Source organism: Rhodococcus sp. NPDC056743 (assembly GCF_042790355.1).
GTDB lineage: Bacteria > Actinomycetota > Actinomycetes > Mycobacteriales > Mycobacteriaceae > Rhodococcus_F.
Window position 1 is genome coordinate 266,719 of record NZ_JBHTZI010000001.1, and the last position, 20,636, is coordinate 287,354.

Below are 20,636 nucleotides of genomic sequence, written 5' to 3' on the forward strand. Positions count from 1 at the left end.
TCGAAGTTGTAGCGTCGCAGCGCTCTACACTTCGATCGACGGGTACAGACGTTCCATGGTGTATCGGCGGTTACGGCGTACCGAGAGTGCGCTGATAGTCATCGAGACGAGCAGAATGCCGGAAAGAACGGCGATTGCTGTCCACAGTCGCGAATCGACGTGTTCGGCGGTGATAAGTTGCCGCAGTCCGTTGACGGTATACGTCATCGGGTCGAAGGGATGGATGTATTGAAATGGCGTAGCTGTAGTGGGCACTGGATAGATGCCGCCGGCGGAGACCAGTTGCAGCATCAGGAAAGCCAATGTCACCACTCGGCCCACTGCAACTCCGAAGAGAGCATTGAACATCTGGATCATCGCCAGATAGGTCGCCGACACCAGCATCAGGAACAAGATCGTTCCGGGAACGTGTTTGACGTCCAGGCCCACTCCGATGTGTACGACTGCGTACATCGTGATCACTTGGAGGATGCCGATGAGAAGTGCCGGCCAGTATGAAGCCAGAACTGTTCGATAGAGGCCCAGACCGCTAATAGTTGCGCGGGATTGTAACGGGGTCAACAACATCCAGGTGATAATGCAGCCGACGAACAGGGCCAGGGAGAGGAAGAACGGCGCGAATCCGGTACCGAACGTGGGCGCCTCGTTCGTGTAGTCCTGCTTGAGTGCGACCGGAGTGGACAGGGTGTCCGCGGTAGCGGTGCGCTGATCGTCGGTCCAGCTGGGTACTTGCCCAGCGCCCTTTGCGAGTGCGTCTGCCAGTTCATCCGAGCCCGATTGCAATTCAACCATCCCCGAAGCTAACTGATCGGCTCCGCTCGCGAGCTGGTTGCTACCGTCGGTCAACTGGATCAGTCCGGAGTTCAACGTCGTGGCTCCGGAACTGAGCTGGTCGGCGCCGTCGCGTAGTTGCCGCACATCCGAGGCAAGTCCTCCGTTTTGCAGGAGTGCGAGTCCTGATTGCAGGGGACTGGATGGATCCGTCAACTGGTATTCGAGTGCGCGTGCATCTTCGCTGAGCCGATTGATTTCCGCTTGTAGTGCGGCAGTTTCGCTTTGGGGTTGTGTTGCGGCGAGTGGGGTGAGTGCTGCAACGGCCTGTTGTGCGAGAGGGTCGGTGCTGGGCCCGAGAAGGTCGACAACTCGCTGCACCACGGGGGAGATGGTCACTGGTGGCGATTGTGGGAGCAGATCCCCGAGAGCAGTGAGGGACTGCCTCAGCTGCGCCGCTTGGGCTCCGAGATCGGGCACATTACTGGAGCCGAGGGCGTTGAGCAATGGATCGGCGACACCGTCGATCGCCGTGGCGAGTTGCCCGGCGCCGGCCGCGAGTTGCGCAGAGCCATCGCGTGCGGTGACCATGTTGGTGGCGAGTTCGCCGGCGCCGGAGCTGAGTTGATCCGCTCCGTCCTTGGCTGTGTCGATACCGGCCGCGAGGGTCTTCGCCCCGTCGGCGGCCTGGCCCAAGCCCGAACCGGCGGTCTGCAGACCCGTCAGGACCTGCCCGACACCTTGGGCTCCGATAGTCGAGTTGACCTGGTTGATGACCTGTTCGGATGCGTCCTGCCCGATGATGGTGGCCAGATAATTATTGGCGTCGTTGAAGGTGAAGGTGAGATCGGCCTTCTCGGGGTTGTCGCCGTTGGGTGACTCGACAGCGTCGCTGAAGTTCTCCGGCAAGGTGATCGTGAAATAGTACTTGCCGCTGGAGAGTCCGGCTTGGGCCTCTTGCTCCGAGACCTCCGCCAAATCGAGTTGTCCGGAGGCGATGAGCGACTTGACGACCTGATCGCCGGCGTCGACTTGCTGGCCTGTCGATGTTCGCCCCGAGTCGTTGTTGACAATCGCTGCGGGGATCTTGTTCACCTCGCCGAAAGGGTTCCAGAAGGCCCACAAGTACATTGCGCCGTAGAGCAACGGTAACAAGATGATGGTGACGATCGCGATCCGTGGCAGGGTGCCGCGAGAGTAGCGTTTGACATCACTGCCCAGAGATATACCTGCGAGCATCAGTCACCTTCCTTCTGTCATAACGCCGATGTCGCCGGCACCGAGCAATCCGTGCATGTTCACCACCGCGTGGACGCCGGTATCTGGCGGGAGTGCGTTGACGTCTGCGGTGATCACCGACTGGTGCTCGCCGAGTGCGACAAGCCGTTGCAGCAAGGCGGCTCTTTCGAGGTCGTCGGCGATCTTGTCGATGCGCCCCACAACGAGCAAAGGTGGGCGTTTGGTGTTCGCGACCGCAATCCGCAGCAACAATTGTTGGATTTCCGGGAGGTCGTCGACGAAGGCATGGAGCGGGGGTAGTTCGATGTCACCGAACGTGTCCGCGCACATGTGCGCGACTTCCGCCTCGCTCACGCGGGGAACGATTTTGTACCACGGCGAATCCCATCGCAGTTGTTCGGTCACCATGTCGCACACGGTCACCGACGGTCGGACCTCGTCGAGTTCGTTCAGACACGCGATCGCCGAGATGGCCAAAATCCTGCTCGGATTATCGTAGCCAAGTACCGCTAATGTCCCCGCGGACAATCGCATACGTCCACACAGTGCCATCAGCAAGGCGGTTCGTGCGGCGCCGGCCTGGCCGGCCAGCACAGTCACACCGCCTACATCGATATCCATATCGAGTGGGCCGAACACATGGCCCCAAGGTCCGTGTAACTCGATGCCCCGAGCGGAGACCAACGTTCCCGTCGATGTGGAGACGGGCAATTGCCAACTCTCTGAACTAGTTTCAACCAACTTGAGGCCTCCCGACCTTGGTGCGGCACGGCGGCGCGGAGCTACGCGAGTCGTCCCCGGTGGGGTTGACTCATGGAGGATCACGCATCGACGAGAGAAGTCACAAAGCGTTCTTTACGACCTGGCCGTTCTTGACAATGACCGAAAGGCTCTTGCCCGGATCTGCGAGCAGGTTGAGGTCCTCGAGCGGATTGCCGTCGACGAGAAGGACATCGGCCCACGCACCCTCGGCGATAACTCCGAGCGGTGCCTGCCGATAGGGATCACGCTCTCCGGCGAGTCGGAAGAGTTCGGCATTTCCGGAGGTGAGCATTCGCAAAGCGTCGACATTGCTGTAGTGGTCGCCGAGTCGGGCGGCCATCTCGCTCTGACGTGGCGCAATTTGCGGTTCGAGTAAAAGATCAGTGCCCCAGGCTGTTTTGACTCCGTGTTTGCGGGCCCAGCTGTACACGTCATCGGTACCGGTGCAGATTTCACGGTCCTTTTCTGCACGACCGGGGTCGGGGTAATGGTGGTCCCCCAAGGCGAAGGGCTGCATCGACAGCCAAATGTCCTTCTCGGCCATCATGGCAATGGTTTCCTCGTCGGCGAGATGGCCGTGTTCGATGGATTTAACGCCGGCGTCGATCGCGCGGCGAATGCCGGTGACGTTGTAGACATGGGTAGCGACGTAGGTTCCGTAGTCGGTGGCAGCATTGACCGCTGCGCGTAGTTCGGGGTCGGTGAACTGGACTGTGTAGAGCGGGTCGTACATCGATGCTGCGCCGCCGCCGACCATCATCTTGATTTGTGAGGCACCCTTTTTGAGTTGTTCACGCACTGCCGCCAGCACCCGCTCAGGGCCGTCCGCGACGCGCATGAAGCCGATTTCTTCGGCGCGAGACTGCTTTCCACCCAAAGCGGTGGGGCATTCGTAGACAAACCCGAAGTCGCCGTGCCCACTGGTCTGGGAGATGGCGGCCTGGGAGGGATAGATGCGTGGTCCCTCGAACAGTCCGCGGTCGATGACGGATTTGATGCTGCTGGTGTCGCCGGCCATGTCCCGGACCGTGGTGAACCCGCGGTGGAGCATGTTCTTGGCCTCGGCGAGACCGTTGAGCGCGATATGCGCTTCGCTGCCCGTCACCATGTCGATGTACGAATTCGCGTTGCCGACCAGATGCACGTGCGCATCGCTCATGCCCGGGATCAAAACTCGATTTCCACCGTCGATGATCGTGGTCTCTCGGCTCGGGTCGTCTCCGATCGGGGATTCCGAGACTCCCGCAATCGTCTCTCCGTCTATCAGAACGTCACCCGAATTTACTGTCGATGAGACGCCGTCGAAGATACGAACATTGCGGAACAGTAAACGATGTCCAGCTTTTGAAGGGGCTGTCATGACCCGAACGTTAACAGTGAAATTCGGACATTGAGGGCAAATATTGAAAATCGCGTTGCTGATTCGGTAACGATAGGCCGTGGCCGAACAACCGGGGACGAAAGTCCTCTCCGGTAGGTATGTGAAATTTCTCGGATACCAGAAATAATCTGTTGAAGTTGAACTACACTGCGGCACATGTTGATTCACCCGACATTACGGATGCAGTCCTGGGGATTCGTGATCGGATCGACCCTCTTCGCGCTCGGTTCGGCGCCCTTCCTTTCGTCGCTTTTCGGCGCGACGCTCGCGAATATTTTCTTCTTCACCGGGTCGTGGTTTTTCACCGGTGCCGCTTTCATACAGTTGGTGCTCAGTGGGGCGGCAACTACTTCCGACTCCGGCAAGCCCGCAATCCGTGCTGCATGGCTGTCTGCAGCAGTGCAATTTCTTGGCACCATTCTATTCAATATCAGCACTGGATCGGCGCTGCACGATCTCAATGTGCGAGGAGAAATGCACCTCGTCTGGAATCCTAACGCAGAGGGATCGATTGCATTCCTGATATCGAGCGGTCTTGCGGTGCTTATGCTGTGGCGTGCAAAGACGTACTGGGCGCCGCGATCGACGGAATGGCAAAGCGTATGGCTCAACACATTTGGATCTATCGCCTTCGGTGTCTCTGCCGTCGGATCGTTCATACTTCGTGACGGAAATACGCTTGACCCCAACATGGCGAATGTCGGCACCTTCGTCGGCGCATTGTTCTTCCTGTTCGCCTCCGCCGTATTCCTCGGAAAAAGCACGAGACCGGTGTCGGCAATGGCTGAGGCAGTCTAACTGCTCCAGTTTCGCCGCGAGTAATGCAGCCAACGGCGGTACGGAATACGGAATGTCCGGGATTCCAGATCGTCTACGGCTTCTCGGGTGTCTCGATGTACGCGAATTCAGTCGGTCGAACACGTAAGAATCGTGAAATGCAACCAATCAGAGTTTATCGCGCAATATGAACGCACAATTGCGGCGGTTACATGCGCTGACATATCTTGCAAGCGCATATAACCGCCGATGTTTCGGCTCCGATCAGGACGGTAAGGCCAGGAACTTCAAAGGGTCGCTCTGGTCGAAGCGACCGGTGACATTTCCGGCGAGTCCACCCTCTAGCGCGGTGTCGCCGATCAGGTCGAGTTTGCCGGCAGGAGCGCCTTCCTCGAAGTTCAATTCACTCAACTCGACCCAGACGACATTGGGTCGAGTTGTCGACTCGAAGACGTATCGCTTGTTGGTCAGATCGGAGACGGTCTGCCAAATCGTCTGGGATGCGTTTGGTTTGTCTGGATCAGGGATGCGGAACGGTTGTGCGGTGTTGCGTATGACGCTGAACATGCCGGCTATTGCTTCGAGTTGGCTCTTGGGCGAGGGAAGACGCCCGACGTAATACGCCGCGCGCGCGAACCTGTCGGAGGCCACGGTGGTGCCGGGAAGTGGCTTGTCGCCACCGAACCCCTGGACCAGCTTCAATAGTTCGATCTGCTTGTCGTAGGTGGGGGAGTTGGTCATCACACGGTAGTCGCGGCTGTGCCATACGTTGGGCTTTCCGTCGATGTATTCGATGACGACGGAGTCGCCGTTCGCATCGTCCAACGCGAGGTGCACTGCGGGTACTTCGCCGGTGCTCGGATCTCCCAGCGGGACGACCTGGACACTGGTTTCCTCGATCCAGGCCACCGCGTCGTCGACGGAGGCGAAGTTGTCGAGAAAGTACTGCATCCAGACCGCCATACTCAAGGCGGGTTTGCTCCTGTCGTGCTCGCCGTACGTTGATTCGGAGAGCCAGAGAATATGCCCGGCAAGGCCAACCTCGTTCATCCCGTCGACAGTCATCATGTCGTACGCGCCTGCCACGACGCTGCCGTACCGGGCCGTCCAGGACAGTTGCCCGCCGACGCCGTCATCTCGTTCGATTCCCCGAGGAAGCAACCACAGATTTGTTCCGGTATCTCGGTGGTAGTCCATGTTTCGGCCGACCAGGACCGCCCCGCCGGGTTCATTCCATATGACGCGAGTACACATACTTTCACCTTTCCTGGATCAGATGTGGGACGAATCAACCTCTCAGGCAATGGGTATTGGAATTGTCCCCTGAATAAGGAGCACGAAGTCCATCGCCCGGCAGGAGGAGCGTACGATTTATCTGCGATATCGGTGGGTAGTCCGTAGTCGTTGTGAACAGTCGAGACCGATGACAAGCAGCGGGAATTACATTGCCGGCCTTCACGTGCAATCTGCTTTTCACCTCCGTGTACAGGAGCCTCGCTGTCGTTTTCGACGTATGTCGCGGATCGACGCGTTCCAAGAATCGCCGAGTCCGACAAAGCGTGTGAAAGAAGTGCGTGTGGGCAGCTCCTCTTTGTTTGTATCACGGGCCTCGTGTTCGCATGGGCATTCGGCTCGAGAGCCAGGGGTGAAATCGGGGGTGAATTTTGCGATTTCGCGCATGACGTCATGCGCGATGTGTCTGGTGAACAGACACCTGCCGCGTGTAGTAAGTAGGTGATCGGCCGGCAACCCGAAGTTAGTGACGAGTTGGTTGGCAAAGTCTAAGGAATCGCCCTAATCGACCATCGCAGAGCGCCCCGCGTGTTAGATTTCGATTGTTCCAATCTTTGTCCTGCGCCCGCTGAGTCCGGCTCGGATTTTTTGGGCAAGTTCCTGTGACCGTGCCGACCAACCGTTCCTCGTAGACACGGACGTCTGGATCAATTCCTCTACGGTCGGCGAACCTTAACCGCGAGCGTTCTCACCTACGTGGAGTTCCCCGCCCGTCACGTACGTATCCTCGCAGGCTGACCATTCGCCGACTGTGGCGACGAAAGGGACCTCCCATGAACTCGGATGCCCAGATTGGCTCCGCCACATCATTACTCACTCCTCGGAATATTCTCGCCGCGGTGTTGGTGGTGCTGGTGGTGATCTTCATATTCCAGAACCGGAGCGCGACGACGATCCAACTGTTCTGGGTATCCGTGCAGTCACCACTCTGGTTGACCCTCGCCGTGATTCTCCTACTCGGTTGGATCGCCGGCCTACTCACCACCCGCCGCAAAAAACCTGCTAGCTGAACCGACAGTTGCAATGGGTTCATCCGTTTGTCGAACAACAACGGCTCTCTCGAAATACAGAAGGTGAAACGATGTGTACCAGAGTAATTTGGCCTGATGCCGCAGGGGCTGTTCTCGTCGGCCGCAACATGGATTATCACCGCGACACCGGGACGAATCTGTGGTTGCTTCCCCGGGGGATTGAACGCAGCGACGGCGTCGGCGGTTCCCTCAGTTGGACAGCCGAATACGGCAGCGTTGTGGCAGGCGCATTCGACATGATGTCGGTGGACGGTATGAACGAAGCGGGACTGGCGGGCCATATCTTGTGGCTCGCCGAATCGGATTACGGCACTCACGACACTTCGAAACCAAGTCTGAGCATGGCGATCTGGCTGCAGTACTTTCTGGACAACTTCGCAACCGTCGCTGAAGCCGCTGCCTGGATCGTCGAGTCCGAAATCCAGGTTGTGCCACTGGGTGATCCGGCGACCGGAGAAGTGCCGGCCGTTCACCTCGCGTTGGACGACGCGACAGGAGATTCTGCAATCATCGAGTACCTCGACGGCAAGGCGACCGTATGGCACGACCGTAAATACCTTGTGATGACCAATTCTCCGTCGTTCGACAAGCAGATCGAACTGCTCGAGGAGATCGACGGGTTCGGTGGCACCAAACCCCTTCCGGGGACCACTCTGGCAGCCGACAGGTTCGCCCGCGCAGCCTATTACGTGAGCCGGCTGCCTAAGCCGAACAGCGAGGTCGAGGCGGTCGCGGGAATGTTCAGCGTCATACGCAATGCTGCGCAACCTTTCCGTATCCCTGATCCGGACAAACCTTATGCTTCGCAGACGATTTGGCAGACCGTGTCCGATCTGACCAACAAGCGATACGTCTTCGACTCGACTACGAGACCCAATGTCGTGTGGGTGGATTTCGACAAGCTGGACTTCAGCGAGGGCGCGCCGGCAGGCAAGCTCGATCTGATGAGCGACACGTCCCTCGAAGGCGGACTCGCCGGTAACGTCTCGCGCAGATTCGAGGAAACGCCGCCAATGCAATTCCTGACGCTGCCGTCCTGATCGACGGCAGCAGACTCACGGCGAGGGTGGACTAGCGCGGGTGGTGACTCTCGCCGCCGCTACGCCGCCGCCGGACATCACCGATCCCCGAGGGGCGTACATATGGACACTGCGGATCAGTTGCCTTCCGTTCCCGTGACAACCGAGAGTGCGGTCGACGCTCAACTCAGGGCGAGTTGGTTGCCGCTCGTGCTCGTGTGCTTCACAGGTTTGGTCTCGGTGTTCAACGCCACGGTGTTGCCGATGGCGATCAGCGGGATCGTCGAGGGTCTCGACACCACGATCTCGAACGTGCAGTTGGCGATCGTCGCGTACGGCGTGTTCGTCGCTGCGTTCACGATCACAGGCGGCAAGATCAGTGGGGTGCTGGGTGCTCGAAACACTCAGCTGCTTGGCTTGGGAATCTACGCGGTTGGCATGCTGTCTTGCGTTCTGGCACAGAATGTCTCAGTTCTGATTGCCGGTGAGGCAATCGCTGGACTCGGTGGTGCTCTGCTTGTGCCCAACGCGCTGGCGATTCTCGGTCAGACGTATTCCGGTACACAGCGCACCGTTGCGGTGTCGGTCCTGGCGGGTACGACCGGAATCGGTGCCGCGCTGGCTTTGCTGGTCGGTGGATTTCTTGTGCAGGCCTGGGGTTGGAGAGCGCCCTTCGTGCTGCTGCTTGCGGTAATCGCAGGAACGAGCGTTATCGCGTATCGGCTACGGCTTCCCAGGACCACGTTCCGAGGGGCCGTTGACAAGGTAAGCATCGCTCTTTCGGCCGTGGGCGTGTTGCTGTTGGTCGCCGCCATCAACCAGATCGGATCGTGGGGGCTTCTCCTCGCTGCCGAAGGCGCCCCCTTGAGTGTGCTCGGCCTCTCGCCAGTGCTCGTGTTGTTATTGATCGGCGGCCTGGTGCTGCACACGTTCGTTGCGCGACAACACGCGTTGTTCGATACGAACAGGACTCCGCTGCTCGACCCCCAGGTATTCGGGTCGGGGCTCAACCGCGCTTGTTTGAGTGGCTTGGTCGCGGTGAACCTGTTGATGGCCGGCGTGAGCTATCTTCTTCCGCTCTATACGCAGATGGTGCTGGGCAAGAGCCCGGTGGGGACGGCGCTGATGCTGATCCCGATCTCCCTAGCCGCCCTCGTCTCCGCGGCTGCCACACCAGTTCTGATGCGACTGTCAGCGTGCCGTTGGTTGTTGACAGCAGCCCACGTGTTGGCTGCCGCGTCGGTGATACTGCTGGCACTGACCATCTCCAACCAATGGTCAGGAGCGTGGACGTTGATCAGTGAGATCTGCTTGGGCCTCGGTATCGGAGTGGGGCTGAGTGCGGGCAGTGCACTGCTCATGGAGACGAGCCCCCAGTCTCTCTCCGGAGAGATCGGCAGCGCTCGGGGCATGGCGAACTTTCTCGGGCTGTGCACCGGTACCGCTGTCGCCGGGGCGGTGTTGATGTCGGTGCTTGCGCAGTCCGCTTCGACCCGTGTCGCCGATGACTTGGATCTTATGTCCGACAGCAGAATTGAAGTGACAACGAGTTCGGTGAGCTTCGTCGAAAACGACGAGCTCCGCAACCGCCTTGCCGGAATGGAGTTGACATCGGCGCAACTCGACCGGGCGGTGGAAATCAACGTCGAATCCAGGTTGGTTGCTCTGCGCGCGAGCCTCTGTGTGCTCGGGTTGGCGGTGCTACTGCCGATCGTGACCTTCCGACATCTGCCATCCAGGCGGGAAATGGAATGATTTGTTCGCGTACTCGATGTAGGACTCGAAGCGGGTGCATGTTTGTCGATGCGGGATCCCGATACCGCGTACGCGGTAGAAGGTTCTTGCGAATATCCCATGAGCTCTTGTCTTCCTCTGGCCACAGCTCGGAGCGTGCATCAGTGGCGTGACCTTGCTCGTTGGTCGGGTCTGATGTCAGTCGTCATTGCTGCTGCGGACTGCCTGGGACTGCGGATCTTGGGTCTTGATCTGAGGCGACGGCTCACTTGGGGAGGCTGTTCCCACTTTTCGGGGTATGAGAAGGCATGCAATAAGTGCAGCTGCCAGGACGCCGGCGCATGACAGGAACGCTGCGGGGGCACCGGCACCATCCAGGAGGGCACCTGTCGCGTAGGGACCCACAATCGCCCCGACATCGAACGCGATCCAAAATGTGGACACCGCCAGACCGCTGTCTCCCCGAGGCACCTCTCCGAGGAGTGACGGTGCCGTGGTGGAAATCAGTCCGTGAGCCAGTCCGAGTCCGATGAACGCAGCAACGATCAGGGGTAGTGCCTCGAGCTCACCAAACAGAGCGTTCACTCCCAATGCCACGACGAGAGCAGCGACGGTAACCGTTCGAAAACTCAGCCGTCCGGCTACTGCCCCGAAGCTGGTTGCGACAACCTGGGCCACCGCCGCGACTGTCAACATCAGGCCGATAACACCGACGCCAAACCCGATGTCGTGAAGACGGGCCGGCATAACCACCGTGCGCGCGCCGTACAACACCCATCCGGTTCCGAGCTGAACCAGCATTACTGCCACGAACGTGCGGCTGCGGAATAGTTTCCGGATGAGGCTCCAAGTCGAGACGGGCACAACATCTTCGGAACCAATGCTGTCATTCGTGCGGACCTGTCGCACGCCACGCAGAGCGACAAAGGCGACTACCGACCCCACGCCGAGAAGCACACCGTAGACGATAAGGGGCAGACGCGGGTCGATCGCTGCTACCAACCCGCCAATCGCAGGTCCTGCGATCATCCCCAATGATATGGCTGTGAAGTAAATGCTCATCGCACGTGCGCGTTGCGCGGAGGTTGTGAGGACGAGCATCAAACCGGTGCCTGCGACGGTGAACGCGGCATTGCCCAGACCACTTATCGATCGAAACGCTACAAAGAGTTCAAAATTAGGTGACAGGCCGGCGGCCACGCTGCATAGAGATTGGACCACGAGTCCGACTACGAGGACACTCCGCAGACGGAATTTCTTCAACAAGCCCGTCAGGGAGATGTTCGTGATCAGGCGGCCCGCCGCGAATCCACTGACAGCGAGGCTGACGCTCGCTGCTCCGACAGAGTAAAGGTCTGCCAGCGCCGGCAACGACGGACCCAACATTCCGTAGCCGAGACCGGACGCGGAAGCGATGGCCGAGAGGATCCACACGGTTGACGGCACTCGTGTGCTTTTCACGGCTTCTGCTGGGGGATCACTGACAGTGCGCGTCATCGGCGGAGCGCCTTTCGATGCGAACGTAGAAAATTCTTCATTGGTACTCCTGGAAACGGGGATGGTGACGGGCGGAACAGATGAAGGCCGACACGAGCGTGGTAAACCGTAGTGAGCGCAGCAACAGCTGACGCCAAGCTTGCTCAAATTGGTTCAAGGTGCTGTCCGCCAATCACTTTCGGTACGGCGTTACCTGTGAATCCGGAGTCATCTTCAGTGAGTCTTTGGGCTCGGGAAGCTAAGACCTGAACGACATTCGTCACCCTGGCTCCAGCGCACTGAATTTCGACGGATGCAATCGGTGAGTCTTCGGCCCGAATGCCGTCTCTATCTTGTCGGCGAGATCCTTCGAGTTCCAGGGGCCTTCGCTGCTGACTGTCTCGATGACATCAGGGTTGTTCCACAACATCACTTCGTAGCCAGCTGCGCCGAGCGTACGACCAGAGATCCAATCGGATTCGGTCCCAGCGAGATAGGTGACAATCGGTGCGATGTTGTCCGGCGACATTTCCTCGAGTGCGGATGGACTTCTGGTCAGCTTGTCGTCGGGAATCGTAGCGACCAACGGTGTGAGTGCGCCCGGTGAAATGGCATTGGCGGTAACGCCGTAGCGGGACATGGCGTGCGCGAGCGAGTAGGTCAAGCCGACGATGCCGACTCGAGCGGCTGCGTGGTTAGGCTGCCCAGGAGAGCCCTGCAGAGCCGATTGCGACGTGAAGTTGATGATCCGGTAATGGCCGTCCGGGTTGCGCTGTCCGCGCCAGTACTCGGTTGCCGGTCGGATCGTGCTGAAATGACCTCGAAGATGTACGCGTATCACCGCGTCCCAATCTTCTTCCTCGAGGTTGAAGATCATTCGGTCGCGCACGATGCCGGCGACGTTGACTACGATGTCGAGCTTGCCGTATCCGTCCAACGCCGTCGACACCAGGTGTCTGCCCGTCTCGGTATCAGCGATGTCCCCGCCGTCCACGACGGCGGTGCCGCCCGATTCGTTGATGTCCTTAGCGATTTCGGTTACCGGACCGATGCTGCTTCCCGTACCGTCTTCGCTCGATCCGAGGTCATTGAGCACGAGTTTGGCACCTTCAGCCGCGAACATGCGGCTGACAGATGCTCCGATGCCTCTAGCGGCTCCCGTGACGATCGCGACTCTGCCGTCGAGAGATCCCATGATGTTGTTGTCCGCCTGATTGTTTCGTAATTATTGTCAAGCTGTCGATCACACGACGGTGGCGGTGCCCTGGTCGATGACGGGTGTACCCGTTTCATCCGTGGTCTGGAATCGCACGACCGTGCCGTCGATCCACATCGATACAGTGAGTGTTGCACCGGGGAGAATGGGTTTGGTGAAACGACCCCGCATTGCTCGGAAACGCGTCGGCTCGGAGTTGGCAGCAGCATGCAAGAGCGCACGACCGGTGAACCCGTATGTGCACATGCCGTGCAGGATCGGTCGTGAAAATCCACCTCGGGATGCGAAGGAAGGATCGGTGTGCAAGGGATTTCGGTCACCAGTCAGCCGATACAGTAGTGCCTGGTCCGCGCGAGTACGGTAGGTGACCTGGTAGTCAGGTTTACCAGTGGGTTTCTCCCATGCTGACGCTGGTCCGCGGCTTCCACCCCATCCCCCGGATCCCCGGACGAACATCGAGGTTTGAATGATGCTCAGTAGACGGCCCGTATCGTCGCGAGCTTCGGATTCGACTTCCACGAGCGCTCCGGAGCCCTTGTCGTAGACGGCGGTGATGGCACTGGACGTTGCGACCTCGCCCTCGACGGGGAGCGCGTCATCGATGACGAATCCTTGCTCGGCGTGGAGCACTTTCGAAAAGTCCACGCCGTCTGGCAATGGAACGCGGCCACCGACGAGTGCGACATTCGCAAACGTCGGCAATACCTTTTGCGGCTGTGCCTTGGAGTTTTCGGTGGTGAACTCGAGTTCCTCCAAGGGGTGGTCCTGCCCGGAGCCCACTGCAAGTGCATATAGCAGTGCGTCTTTGGACGACCAACTGCGTGTGATCGTCTCACTTCGCCGACCTACCCATGACTCGTCGAACATCTGGTACCTCGTTTGTCTCGAGAGGTCAGCGGTATCTGTCCGCGACCTAGCGTGCTGCCTTGGTGCTGTATGCCGCCAACAGTTGGGCGCAGCTCTCCGCAGGTTAGGGGAAACTCGTTCGCCTAATCGGATCGTGTTCTCTTTCTACCTGAGCATATCGAGTAGAAATTTACAATATGAGCTTCACTCGTCTCCTGCTCGATGGATCGCGGTTCGATTGAAGAGTCAAAGTTCTGCCAAGTATCGAGGGGCACTTGACAATGCGTGGAGTTGGACCCCATGCTAGCTAAGCGTAACACGTTCCGATTAATGTTCAAGTGATCCAAAGTCGAGCGGAAGGGGTTCGCCCGATGCGCGGCCCTGATCGTGAGTCTTTCGGGGGCCACGCCGGTTTGGTTCCGTGCCAGGAACGCGGACCGTTCGGTCTGACTTCACGGCTCCCGCAAGTCTGGTCGAGACGAGAATGGTGGCAATGGTGCAGGGGCCCGGATCATTTCGGGAGTTGATGTCGTGGGCGACGGCGTTGTGCGCATGCTCATGACTGTGCAAGTATCTGAGCTTCGTGGCAGATGTGCGTCTGGCTACCTTGTCGAGAGCACCGTGACGGTGCCCCGCTTCCTGTGAGCACCAAGAGAGGTGGCCTGATGTTCACCAATTCCAGAATGTCCTGCGGGCAACTTCTGTTCCGAGAACAGTGCGACGGGTGAGGTTATGGTTGATCCCTTGAAGAACGGGCGAACCCCCGAAGCACAAGCGGTAAGGCTCGAACGTGTCCTGGTCGTGGCTGGGGAACTCGCGTCCGCCGGCGGCTACGAGGCGGTTCACATGCGTGAGGTGGCGAAGCTTGCCGAGATCTCGCTGTCGACGCTGTATCGGTATTACCCATCCAAGGACTATCTGATACGAGATGTGGTGCGCCACGAGTTGGTGCAGTTGCGCAGCGATATCGTCAGCCGATCTCCAACACCGCATTCACCACACGAGAGGGCTGCGGATGCGCTTCTTCGCGCATTCCGTGGGGTGCGGCGTGGCGGTGATCGAGGTTTCGCGCATGCCGCGATGTCGGTCGATCGACTGCCGTTGCCGTTGGACGCACCACGCACTCGACAACTAGGAATCGATCTCCTGGACATCGTCAAACTGGCGGCTTGGGGTGAAGAACATCGCATTTCCACGTCGCAGTACCAGGCGTTGGACATGCTGCAGGCGCTTTGGAGTAGCAATGTGGTGGCGTGGCTCGATGGAGGGCTCAGCATTGCCGATGTCGAGGACCGGTTGCGCGTAGCTGCCCGGCGGCTCATCGAGCCGGTAAGTCATTCACTACCAATAAGGAACGCGGACAAAGGAGACCGCCCGGTGTCACCTTGATTCCGGGCGGTTGCGAGCAGCCTGCCTGAAGGTCATCTGCCTTCGGTCACTGTGGGATGCCTCCGATTGTCAATGGCGAAAGCTTCGTGCCTGAGGGATAATTGGCGCCGAATACCATTGACCCGGAGGCAGTCACCAGTACGTCGGCGCGCACGGTTGATGCTGAACTCTCTACGACATCCAGGTGTGCAATCACGATGCGATCCGACCCGTCAAGGGTGGTCCTCACGCTCAGTTGCCCCTGCGCCTCGGTCAAGCGAACCTCAGGATCGGCGATGACGATATCCAGTAGTCCTTCGTGCGCCCGGAGATGAATCTCACCGCGGTACTGGGCAATTCGAGTCCCGTCGGGTTCATGACGATCGGCGACGAGTGGCCAGACCAGTTCGTCGTCCTGTTCGACTACGGCGGAGACGTATGAAATCTCGCCAAGTGCTCGAACATATTGCAGCAATGACTCTTTCACTGACCATTTCAGTGGCGTGACGTTGCTGTTCTCTGCTGTTCCCATAGTGGTCTCGTTTCGTTGCGCAGGCGTATGAAGCGGTCGCGATCCGACACGACCGCAACCAAGAGGAACCAAGCGGCACTGAACTTGCCCGCCGGTCCCATCCATTATGTGCGCTCAATGCCTAGTCACGTCAACAACTTCCGGCAAACAGACCGTTCGTTCATCCAGTGTGCGACCCTGCGAACCGTCAGGGCATAAACCGACTGCTGCGTGATTCCTGGTGTGGTGTCGACATGTAATGCTTGTGATTATTTGTCAGTGGAACTGTTGCGAAACTTGATGCCTCCGAGAACGAGGTCGACGACCGATTCGACATATTCATCAGCGCCAAACTCGAACTCTTTGAGTTTCGACATCGGAGTCATCAAAAAATGGTGCTCGATTGTTCCTGCCACGGCATCGAGTATCAGGGCTGGCGACGTACCCTTCGCGATCTCTCCGCGTTCGATTGCGCGAAAGATAGTTTCACGACCGCCAATGATACTTTCATTGCGAAATTCAGCAATGTCGCCCTCGAATAGTTCTGGGAATATTTTTGCATCGATCATGGCTCGCATGCGTGCTGAACCGTATTCACCAAGCAACCGCTCTACCGTTACTTGGCCAATAGCCACCAGGTCTCCGCGAAGCGTTCCGGTGTCGAAGTCAGTAACGGTCATTTTGGTGGATCGCAACGCAGCCGTCATTATCTGTTCTTTTGTTTGCCATCGTCGGTACAGGGCTGCTTTTCCAACCTTGGCGTGTCGCGCAATTATGTCGAGATTCAATCTTGCCCACCCAAGATCTCCGTACAATTCCAGCGTCGCGGACAGAATACGTGCTTCTATGTTCGGATCGCTAGGGCGCCCACGGCCAGACGGTTGCGGGACGGCGCGTGACATGAACCCATCATGCCACGCGCCATCCCAGGCCTCTTTAGGGCATCAAAGTTGGTTTTGGCCAAGCTCGATGCGGCAGTGATGTGTAGCCGGCTCCCTAGCTCGAATTAGAGCGATTCTCGGACCGGAAGGTCGATCAATTGCTCCGGCTGCTCGGGTTGGTAGGCCCTTCCACCCAGTTTGTTGAGAAATGGGACGAGCACAAAAATCAGTACTCCCACGCCGATGCAGGCGGACCAGATCGTTAGGAACGCAGTCTCGCTGGGTATTTTCGAGCCACTCATCACCATTCCCGACATGATCGCAGCGCACACCGCCCCAGCGGCTGCTCCGGCCACCGTTCGAGAGGTGTTGTACAGAGCGCCCGCGATCCCGGAGTCTTCCGGACGCGCGCGAGAAATCACGAGCGCTGGAAGGAGTGCAACGAATAGTCCGGTTCCGGCGCCGCCGATCAGACCCATCGAAATGAAGCCGGATAGGCTGTGTCGAAATACGATCAACCCGCCAAACCACATGGAAATCAGAAGGGCAGACGCCTGCAGTACCGTTCGAATCCCAAATCGTTGCGCGAGGCTGTCGGCGAGCGACGACGAAATCATGAGGGCAAGAGGTACCGGGGTTATCGCCAGCGCGATGCCCATCGAATCGAGCCCAAATCCGTATCCGACGGTCTCGGGTTTGGATGCAAAGTACAGTGTTGAAACAGTGGCTGCTCCGTAAAACTGCAGTCCGAATAATCCCGTCAATCCTAAAAGGAATCCGACTCCTCCCTTCGTCAACAAGTTCAAGTCGACCAGGGGGCTACTGATTTTCTTCTCCATCACGACAAAGACGACAAGCAATGCCAAGCCGCCGCCAATTGCCGCAATGGTCGTCGTAGAGGTCCACCCCAGCTTGCTTCCGTTGCTGATCCCGACGAGGAAAGCCGCGAGACCGGTACCCAGCACTGCAGCACCTGTCCAGTCGATGGACCCTGTTGCACGGGTAGAGGTTTCGGGCACGAACATTGCAATGGTAGCAAGGCTTGCCAGTGTGAGTGCGGCCGGCACAAGGAGGGTAACAGTCAAGTTGGCATGAGTTCCGAGGATCCCGACCAGTAGGGTTCCTGCGGCGCCTCCGGCGCCCAGACACCCTACGAGTATTCCGATTGCGCGTCCTGAGCTGGCGCCCGCTCGTTCTCGGAGAATTGCGAACTCGAGCGGAAGCAGCGCCCCGAGCGTTCCTTGGATGATTCTGCCCAGCAAGAAGATTCCGAAGGAAGGTGCCACGGCTGTCAGGATCGTTCCGATTGTCACTGTGCCGAGTACAAACAGAACCATACGCCGGTGGCCATATTTGTCACCCAGTTTGGCCAGCACAGGTACGCAGATCACGGTCGAGAGTAGGTAGGCAGCCAGTACCCAGTTGAGCTGTGCTGGGTTGACCGTGAGTCTCTGCCCGATTTGTGGGATGAGAGGTATGTACCACGACTGCAGCATACCGCTGGTGACTTCGGAAAATGCGAGGAATCCAACGGCGGCGAATCCTCCGACTTGGCGCGGGGACACGGCAAGATTCGACTGAACGTTCGGTTCGGTCACTGGCACCCCTTGGTGGTGTGTTCATTGCGGGTTGGGTTGTCAGGCATCGGTTCTCGGATCCTTCTCATCAGGGTGTTCGGAGCCGTTCGAATAAGAGACGACTATCGTCCGCTGAAGAGTATTGAGAGAGTCATACGTGTGTCAAGGCTCACAAACTTATTACCGAGAGGTGGCCGTCACAGCCCGTCGATCTCTGGCGGTCGGTGGGATAGGCGGCCTCATGGGCTGCGACAGGTTGGCGTTTGGTCGCACGGCCGGATGCGGAGCCCAGCGGCCGGTTAAGCCCTTGGTTGTCCTGGCGAAATCTTTGGTCGCCGCCGTCTGGGAGATCTATCCATCGGCGCCAGTAGCCGTACGCGTACGGCTACTGGCGGGGAGGTCCATCCAGCAGAGCTGCCACGTCCCAGTTGTCCGGCTACTGCATCGTCCGTGTCGGAATCGGCTGCACGCCATTACTTCTCAATGCCTGCTGCAAGGCCGTCGCGCAGTGAGTCCCGCGGCCCACGCCGGCACCTCGAAGACTCCTTGCTGTCGACAGCCGGCCGAGCACCGCAGTGGGATTCTACTAGAGAAGGCGGCAATTCTATACTGCAGCAAAGGATCTCGTGGACAGTATTATGATGATTCTCGGACTGGAAGATCGATCAATTGCTCCGTCAGATCGGGTTGGTAGGCCTTTCCTCCCAGCTTGTTGAGAAATGGGGCCAGCACAAAGATGAAAAAGCCCACTCCGATGCAGACGGACCAGACCGTTAGGAATGCTGTCTCACTGGGAATTTTCGATCCACTGATCACCATGCCGGACATGATCGCAGTGAACACCGCTCCAGCAGTTGCCCCGGCCACCGTTCGAGAGGTGTTGTACAGAGCGCCCGCGATCCCGGAGTCTTCCGGACGTGCGCGTGAAATCACAAGTGCAGGAAGGAGTGCGATGAATAGTCCGATTCCGGTGCCGCCGATCAAGCCCATCGAAATGAAGCCGAACAGATTGTGTCGAAATACGATCAACCCACCAAACCAAATGGAAATCAGGACGGCAGAAAGCTGCAGTACCGCTCGAGTCCCGATTCGTTGTGCGAGGCTGTCGGCGAGCGACGACGAAATCATGAGGGCGAAGGGTACCGGGGTTATCGCGAGTCCAATGCCCATTGAATCGAGCCCAAATCCGTACCCGACGATCTCGGGCTTGGATGCAAAGTACAGTGTAGCAACGGTAGCCGCTCCGTAAAACTGCAATCCGAACAATGCTGTCAATCCTAAAAGGAATCCGACGCCTCCCTTTGTCAACAAGGTCAAGTCGACCAGGGGGCTGCTGATTTTCTTCTCCGCCACGACAAAGGCGGCAAGTAATGCCAAACCGCCGCCAATTGCAGCCATGGTCGTCGTAGAGGTCCACCCCAGCTTGCTTCCGTTGCTGATGCCGACGAGGAAGGCCGCGAGGCCGGTGCCCAGTAGGGCAGCGCCTGTCCAGTCGATGGACCCTGTTGTACGAGTGGTGGTTTCGGGTACGAACATTGCGATGGTAGCAAGGCTTGCCAGTGTCAGTGCGGCAGGCAAGTAGAGTGCAATAGACACGTTGGCATGAGTCCCGAGGATTCCGACCAGTAGAGTTCCTGCGGCTCCTCCGCCGCCCAGGCATCCGACAAGTATTCCGATTGCGCGACCTGAACTTGCGCCCGCTCGTTCTCGGAGAATTGCGAACTCGAGCGGAAGCAGCGCCCCGAGCGTTCCTTGGATGACTCTGCCCAACAGGAAGATTCCGAATGATGGTGCTGCTGCCGTAATAATCGTTCCGACGGTCACGGTGCCGAGCACAAACAGAACCATGCGCCGGTGGCCGTATTTGTCGCCGAGTTTGGCCAGTACGGGTACGCAGATTACGGTCGAGAGTAGGTATGAAGCCAATACCCAGTTGAGTTGTGCTGGGTTGACGGCGAGTCTCTGTCCGATTTGCGGGATGAGAGGTATGTACCACGACTGCAGCATTCCACTGGTGACTTCGGAAAAGGCGAGGAATCCTACGGCTGCGAATCCTCCGACCTGGTGCGGGGATACCGCAAGACTCGACTGAACGTTCGGTTCGGTCACTGGAACCCCTTGGTGGTGTATCGATCGCGGATTGGGTTGTCAGGCATCGGTTCTCGGGTCCTTCTCATTAGGGGTTTCGGAGCCGTTCGAATAAGAGACGACTATCGTCCGCTGAACAGTATTGAGTGATTTTATGTGTGTCAAGACTCACAAATTTATTGCCGAGAGATAGCCATCACAGCTGGTCGGACCCCTTAATGGCAGGCGGCGTGGGCAACCTTGTGGACCGCGACAGGTTGGCGCTTTGGTCGTGCGCGCAGATGTGGAGTCCGGCGGCGGTTAGGGCGCGATCTATCCTCGGGCCTCGCATTGTTGCGGAAACTGGCGATGGTATTAGGCGAGTGTCCGGCGTTGGTAATTCATACTGTCCTGCAGACTGATTGGATAGTCTGACCTGTCGGTGGTTACTGCGAATAGGATCTGCACTGATTGGTCTGCGTCGTCAGCGGCTGCCCGTCTACGGCTGGCATGTGAAGGCTCGCCTGGCAAGGCCGCCACGTCAAAGCTTTGGCTACAGCACCGACTATGTCGGAATCGATTGCGTGCCATTACCGTCGACGGATTCCTGATCTGATGTCGGTCGTTCGGTCCACAGTGTCAATCGGTGAATTCTTCGTCGCAGTTCCGCTAATATAACGTGTTATT

At 58.4% G+C, this 20,636-nt stretch carries 16 protein-coding genes; 5 read left to right on the forward strand and 11 right to left on the reverse strand.

What is annotated here, in order from left to right; all coding sequences use genetic code 11:
* Positions 1 to 24 precede the first annotated feature (24 nt).
* The 3 genes from ACFRFQ_RS01165 to ACFRFQ_RS01175 all read right to left on the reverse strand — a co-directional run bounded on the left by ACFRFQ_RS01165 (position 25) and on the right by ACFRFQ_RS01175 (position 4,132).
* Positions 25 to 2,010 carry a YhgE/Pip family protein gene (locus ACFRFQ_RS01165; RefSeq protein ID WP_378652062.1) on the reverse strand — a complete coding sequence of 662 codons (1,986 nt, stop codon included), beginning with the start codon at positions 2,008 to 2,010 and terminating at the stop codon, positions 25 to 27.
* 3 nt (positions 2,011 to 2,013) lie between these two features.
* Entirely contained in the window at positions 2,014 to 2,721 is a 708-nt protein-coding gene (locus ACFRFQ_RS01170) for a hypothetical protein (RefSeq protein WP_378652065.1), read from the reverse strand.
* Between the two features lie 130 nt (positions 2,722 to 2,851).
* Positions 2,852 to 4,132 carry an amidohydrolase family protein gene (locus ACFRFQ_RS01175; RefSeq protein WP_378652068.1) on the reverse strand — a complete coding sequence of 427 codons (1,281 nt, stop codon included), beginning with the start codon at positions 4,130 to 4,132 and terminating at the stop codon, positions 2,852 to 2,854.
* A gap of 177 nt (positions 4,133 to 4,309) precedes the next feature.
* Between ACFRFQ_RS01175 and ACFRFQ_RS01180 the strand changes: the two genes are divergently transcribed.
* Positions 4,310 to 4,951 carry a hypothetical protein gene (locus tag ACFRFQ_RS01180; RefSeq protein ID WP_378652071.1) on the forward strand — a complete coding sequence of 214 codons (642 nt, stop codon included), beginning with the start codon at positions 4,310 to 4,312 and terminating at the stop codon, positions 4,949 to 4,951.
* 243 nt (positions 4,952 to 5,194) lie between these two features.
* Here ACFRFQ_RS01180 and ACFRFQ_RS01185 read toward each other — a convergent pair whose 3' ends face one another.
* The gene (locus ACFRFQ_RS01185) at positions 5,195 to 6,184 is read right to left on the reverse strand and encodes a linear amide C-N hydrolase (protein WP_378652074.1); all 990 of its coding nucleotides are present in this window, start codon (positions 6,182 to 6,184) and stop codon (positions 5,195 to 5,197) included.
* A gap of 812 nt (positions 6,185 to 6,996) precedes the next feature.
* Here ACFRFQ_RS01185 and ACFRFQ_RS01190 point away from each other — a divergent pair.
* The 3 genes from ACFRFQ_RS01190 (at position 6,997) to ACFRFQ_RS01200 (ending at position 10,028) form a co-directional block, all read left to right on the forward strand.
* Complete coding sequence (locus ACFRFQ_RS01190) at positions 6,997 to 7,233, forward strand: DUF1049 domain-containing protein (RefSeq protein WP_378652077.1); 237 nt, start codon at positions 6,997 to 6,999, stop codon at positions 7,231 to 7,233.
* A 71-nt stretch (positions 7,234 to 7,304) separates the two neighbouring features.
* Positions 7,305 to 8,294, forward strand: a complete 990-nt coding sequence (locus ACFRFQ_RS01195) for a linear amide C-N hydrolase (RefSeq protein ID WP_378652080.1) — start codon at positions 7,305 to 7,307, stop codon at positions 8,292 to 8,294.
* Positions 8,295 to 8,396: 102 nt separating this feature from the next.
* Complete coding sequence (locus ACFRFQ_RS01200) at positions 8,397 to 10,028, forward strand: MFS transporter (protein ID WP_378652083.1); 1,632 nt, start codon at positions 8,397 to 8,399, stop codon at positions 10,026 to 10,028.
* 177 nt (positions 10,029 to 10,205) lie between these two features.
* Here the strand turns inward: ACFRFQ_RS01200 and ACFRFQ_RS01205 are convergent, their stop codons facing one another.
* The 3 genes from ACFRFQ_RS01205 to ACFRFQ_RS01215 all read right to left on the reverse strand — a co-directional run bounded on the left by ACFRFQ_RS01205 (position 10,206) and on the right by ACFRFQ_RS01215 (position 13,566).
* Entirely contained in the window at positions 10,206 to 11,504 is a 1,299-nt protein-coding gene (locus ACFRFQ_RS01205) for an MFS transporter (RefSeq protein ID WP_378652086.1), read from the reverse strand.
* A gap of 259 nt (positions 11,505 to 11,763) precedes the next feature.
* Positions 11,764 to 12,678, reverse strand: coding sequence for an SDR family NAD(P)-dependent oxidoreductase (locus ACFRFQ_RS01210; protein ID WP_378652089.1), 915 nt, complete (start codon positions 12,676 to 12,678; stop codon positions 11,764 to 11,766).
* A 48-nt stretch (positions 12,679 to 12,726) separates the two neighbouring features.
* On the reverse strand, positions 12,727 to 13,566 hold the full coding sequence (locus tag ACFRFQ_RS01215) for a MaoC/PaaZ C-terminal domain-containing protein (protein WP_378652092.1): 840 nt from the start codon (positions 13,564 to 13,566) through the stop codon (positions 12,727 to 12,729).
* A 711-nt stretch (positions 13,567 to 14,277) separates the two neighbouring features.
* Here ACFRFQ_RS01215 and ACFRFQ_RS01220 point away from each other — a divergent pair.
* Positions 14,278 to 14,934: a TetR family transcriptional regulator gene (locus ACFRFQ_RS01220; protein ID WP_378652095.1), complete on the forward strand. Its 657-nt coding sequence runs from the start codon at positions 14,278 to 14,280 to the stop codon at positions 14,932 to 14,934.
* Between the two features lie 46 nt (positions 14,935 to 14,980).
* Here the strand turns inward: ACFRFQ_RS01220 and ACFRFQ_RS01225 are convergent, their stop codons facing one another.
* The 4 genes from ACFRFQ_RS01225 to ACFRFQ_RS01240 all read right to left on the reverse strand — a co-directional run bounded on the left by ACFRFQ_RS01225 (position 14,981) and on the right by ACFRFQ_RS01240 (position 19,991).
* A complete protein-coding gene (locus tag ACFRFQ_RS01225) occupies positions 14,981 to 15,445 on the reverse strand; it encodes an HtaA domain-containing protein (RefSeq protein ID WP_378652098.1) in 465 nt (154 codons plus the stop codon).
* A 248-nt stretch (positions 15,446 to 15,693) separates the two neighbouring features.
* Positions 15,694 to 16,326, reverse strand: a complete 633-nt coding sequence (locus tag ACFRFQ_RS01230; protein WP_378652101.1) for a TetR/AcrR family transcriptional regulator — start codon at positions 16,324 to 16,326, stop codon at positions 15,694 to 15,696.
* 104 nt (positions 16,327 to 16,430) lie between these two features.
* Positions 16,431 to 17,903 (reverse strand): MFS transporter, encoded by a 1,473-nt coding sequence (locus tag ACFRFQ_RS01235; protein WP_378652104.1) that lies wholly within the window; start codon positions 17,901 to 17,903, stop codon positions 16,431 to 16,433.
* A gap of 615 nt (positions 17,904 to 18,518) precedes the next feature.
* The gene (locus ACFRFQ_RS01240; RefSeq protein ID WP_378652106.1) at positions 18,519 to 19,991 is read right to left on the reverse strand and encodes an MFS transporter; all 1,473 of its coding nucleotides are present in this window, start codon (positions 19,989 to 19,991) and stop codon (positions 18,519 to 18,521) included.
* Positions 19,992 to 20,636: the final 645 nt, after the last annotated feature.

What these genes read in the sequence shown, in the direction of transcription:
- ACFRFQ_RS01165 (WP_378652062.1), bottom strand. Translation starts at nt 2,010, where the DNA reads ATGCTCGCAGGTATATCTCTGGGCAGTGATGTCAAACGCTACTCTCGC.
- ACFRFQ_RS01175 (WP_378652068.1), bottom strand. Translation starts at nt 4,132, where the DNA reads ATGACAGCCCCTTCAAAAGCTGGACATCGTTTACTGTTCCGCAATGTT.
- ACFRFQ_RS01180 (WP_378652071.1), top strand. Translation starts at nt 4,310, where the DNA reads ATGTTGATTCACCCGACATTACGGATGCAGTCCTGGGGATTCGTGATC.
- ACFRFQ_RS01185 (WP_378652074.1), bottom strand. Translation starts at nt 6,184, where the DNA reads ATGTGTACTCGCGTCATATGGAATGAACCCGGCGGGGCGGTCCTGGTC.
- ACFRFQ_RS01190 (WP_378652077.1), top strand. Translation starts at nt 6,997, where the DNA reads ATGAACTCGGATGCCCAGATTGGCTCCGCCACATCATTACTCACTCCT.
- ACFRFQ_RS01195 (WP_378652080.1), top strand. Translation starts at nt 7,305, where the DNA reads ATGTGTACCAGAGTAATTTGGCCTGATGCCGCAGGGGCTGTTCTCGTC.
- ACFRFQ_RS01200 (WP_378652083.1), top strand. Translation starts at nt 8,397, where the DNA reads ATGGACACTGCGGATCAGTTGCCTTCCGTTCCCGTGACAACCGAGAGT.
- ACFRFQ_RS01205 (WP_378652086.1), bottom strand. Translation starts at nt 11,504, where the DNA reads ATGACGCGCACTGTCAGTGATCCCCCAGCAGAAGCCGTGAAAAGCACA.
- ACFRFQ_RS01210 (WP_378652089.1), bottom strand. Translation starts at nt 12,678, where the DNA reads ATGGGATCTCTCGACGGCAGAGTCGCGATCGTCACGGGAGCCGCTAGA.
- ACFRFQ_RS01215 (WP_378652092.1), bottom strand. Translation starts at nt 13,566, where the DNA reads ATGTTCGACGAGTCATGGGTAGGTCGGCGAAGTGAGACGATCACACGC.
- ACFRFQ_RS01220 (WP_378652095.1), top strand. Translation starts at nt 14,278, where the DNA reads ATGGTTGATCCCTTGAAGAACGGGCGAACCCCCGAAGCACAAGCGGTA.
- ACFRFQ_RS01225 (WP_378652098.1), bottom strand. Translation starts at nt 15,445, where the DNA reads ATGGGAACAGCAGAGAACAGCAACGTCACGCCACTGAAATGGTCAGTG.
- ACFRFQ_RS01230 (WP_378652101.1), bottom strand. Translation starts at nt 16,326, where the DNA reads ATGTCACGCGCCGTCCCGCAACCGTCTGGCCGTGGGCGCCCTAGCGAT.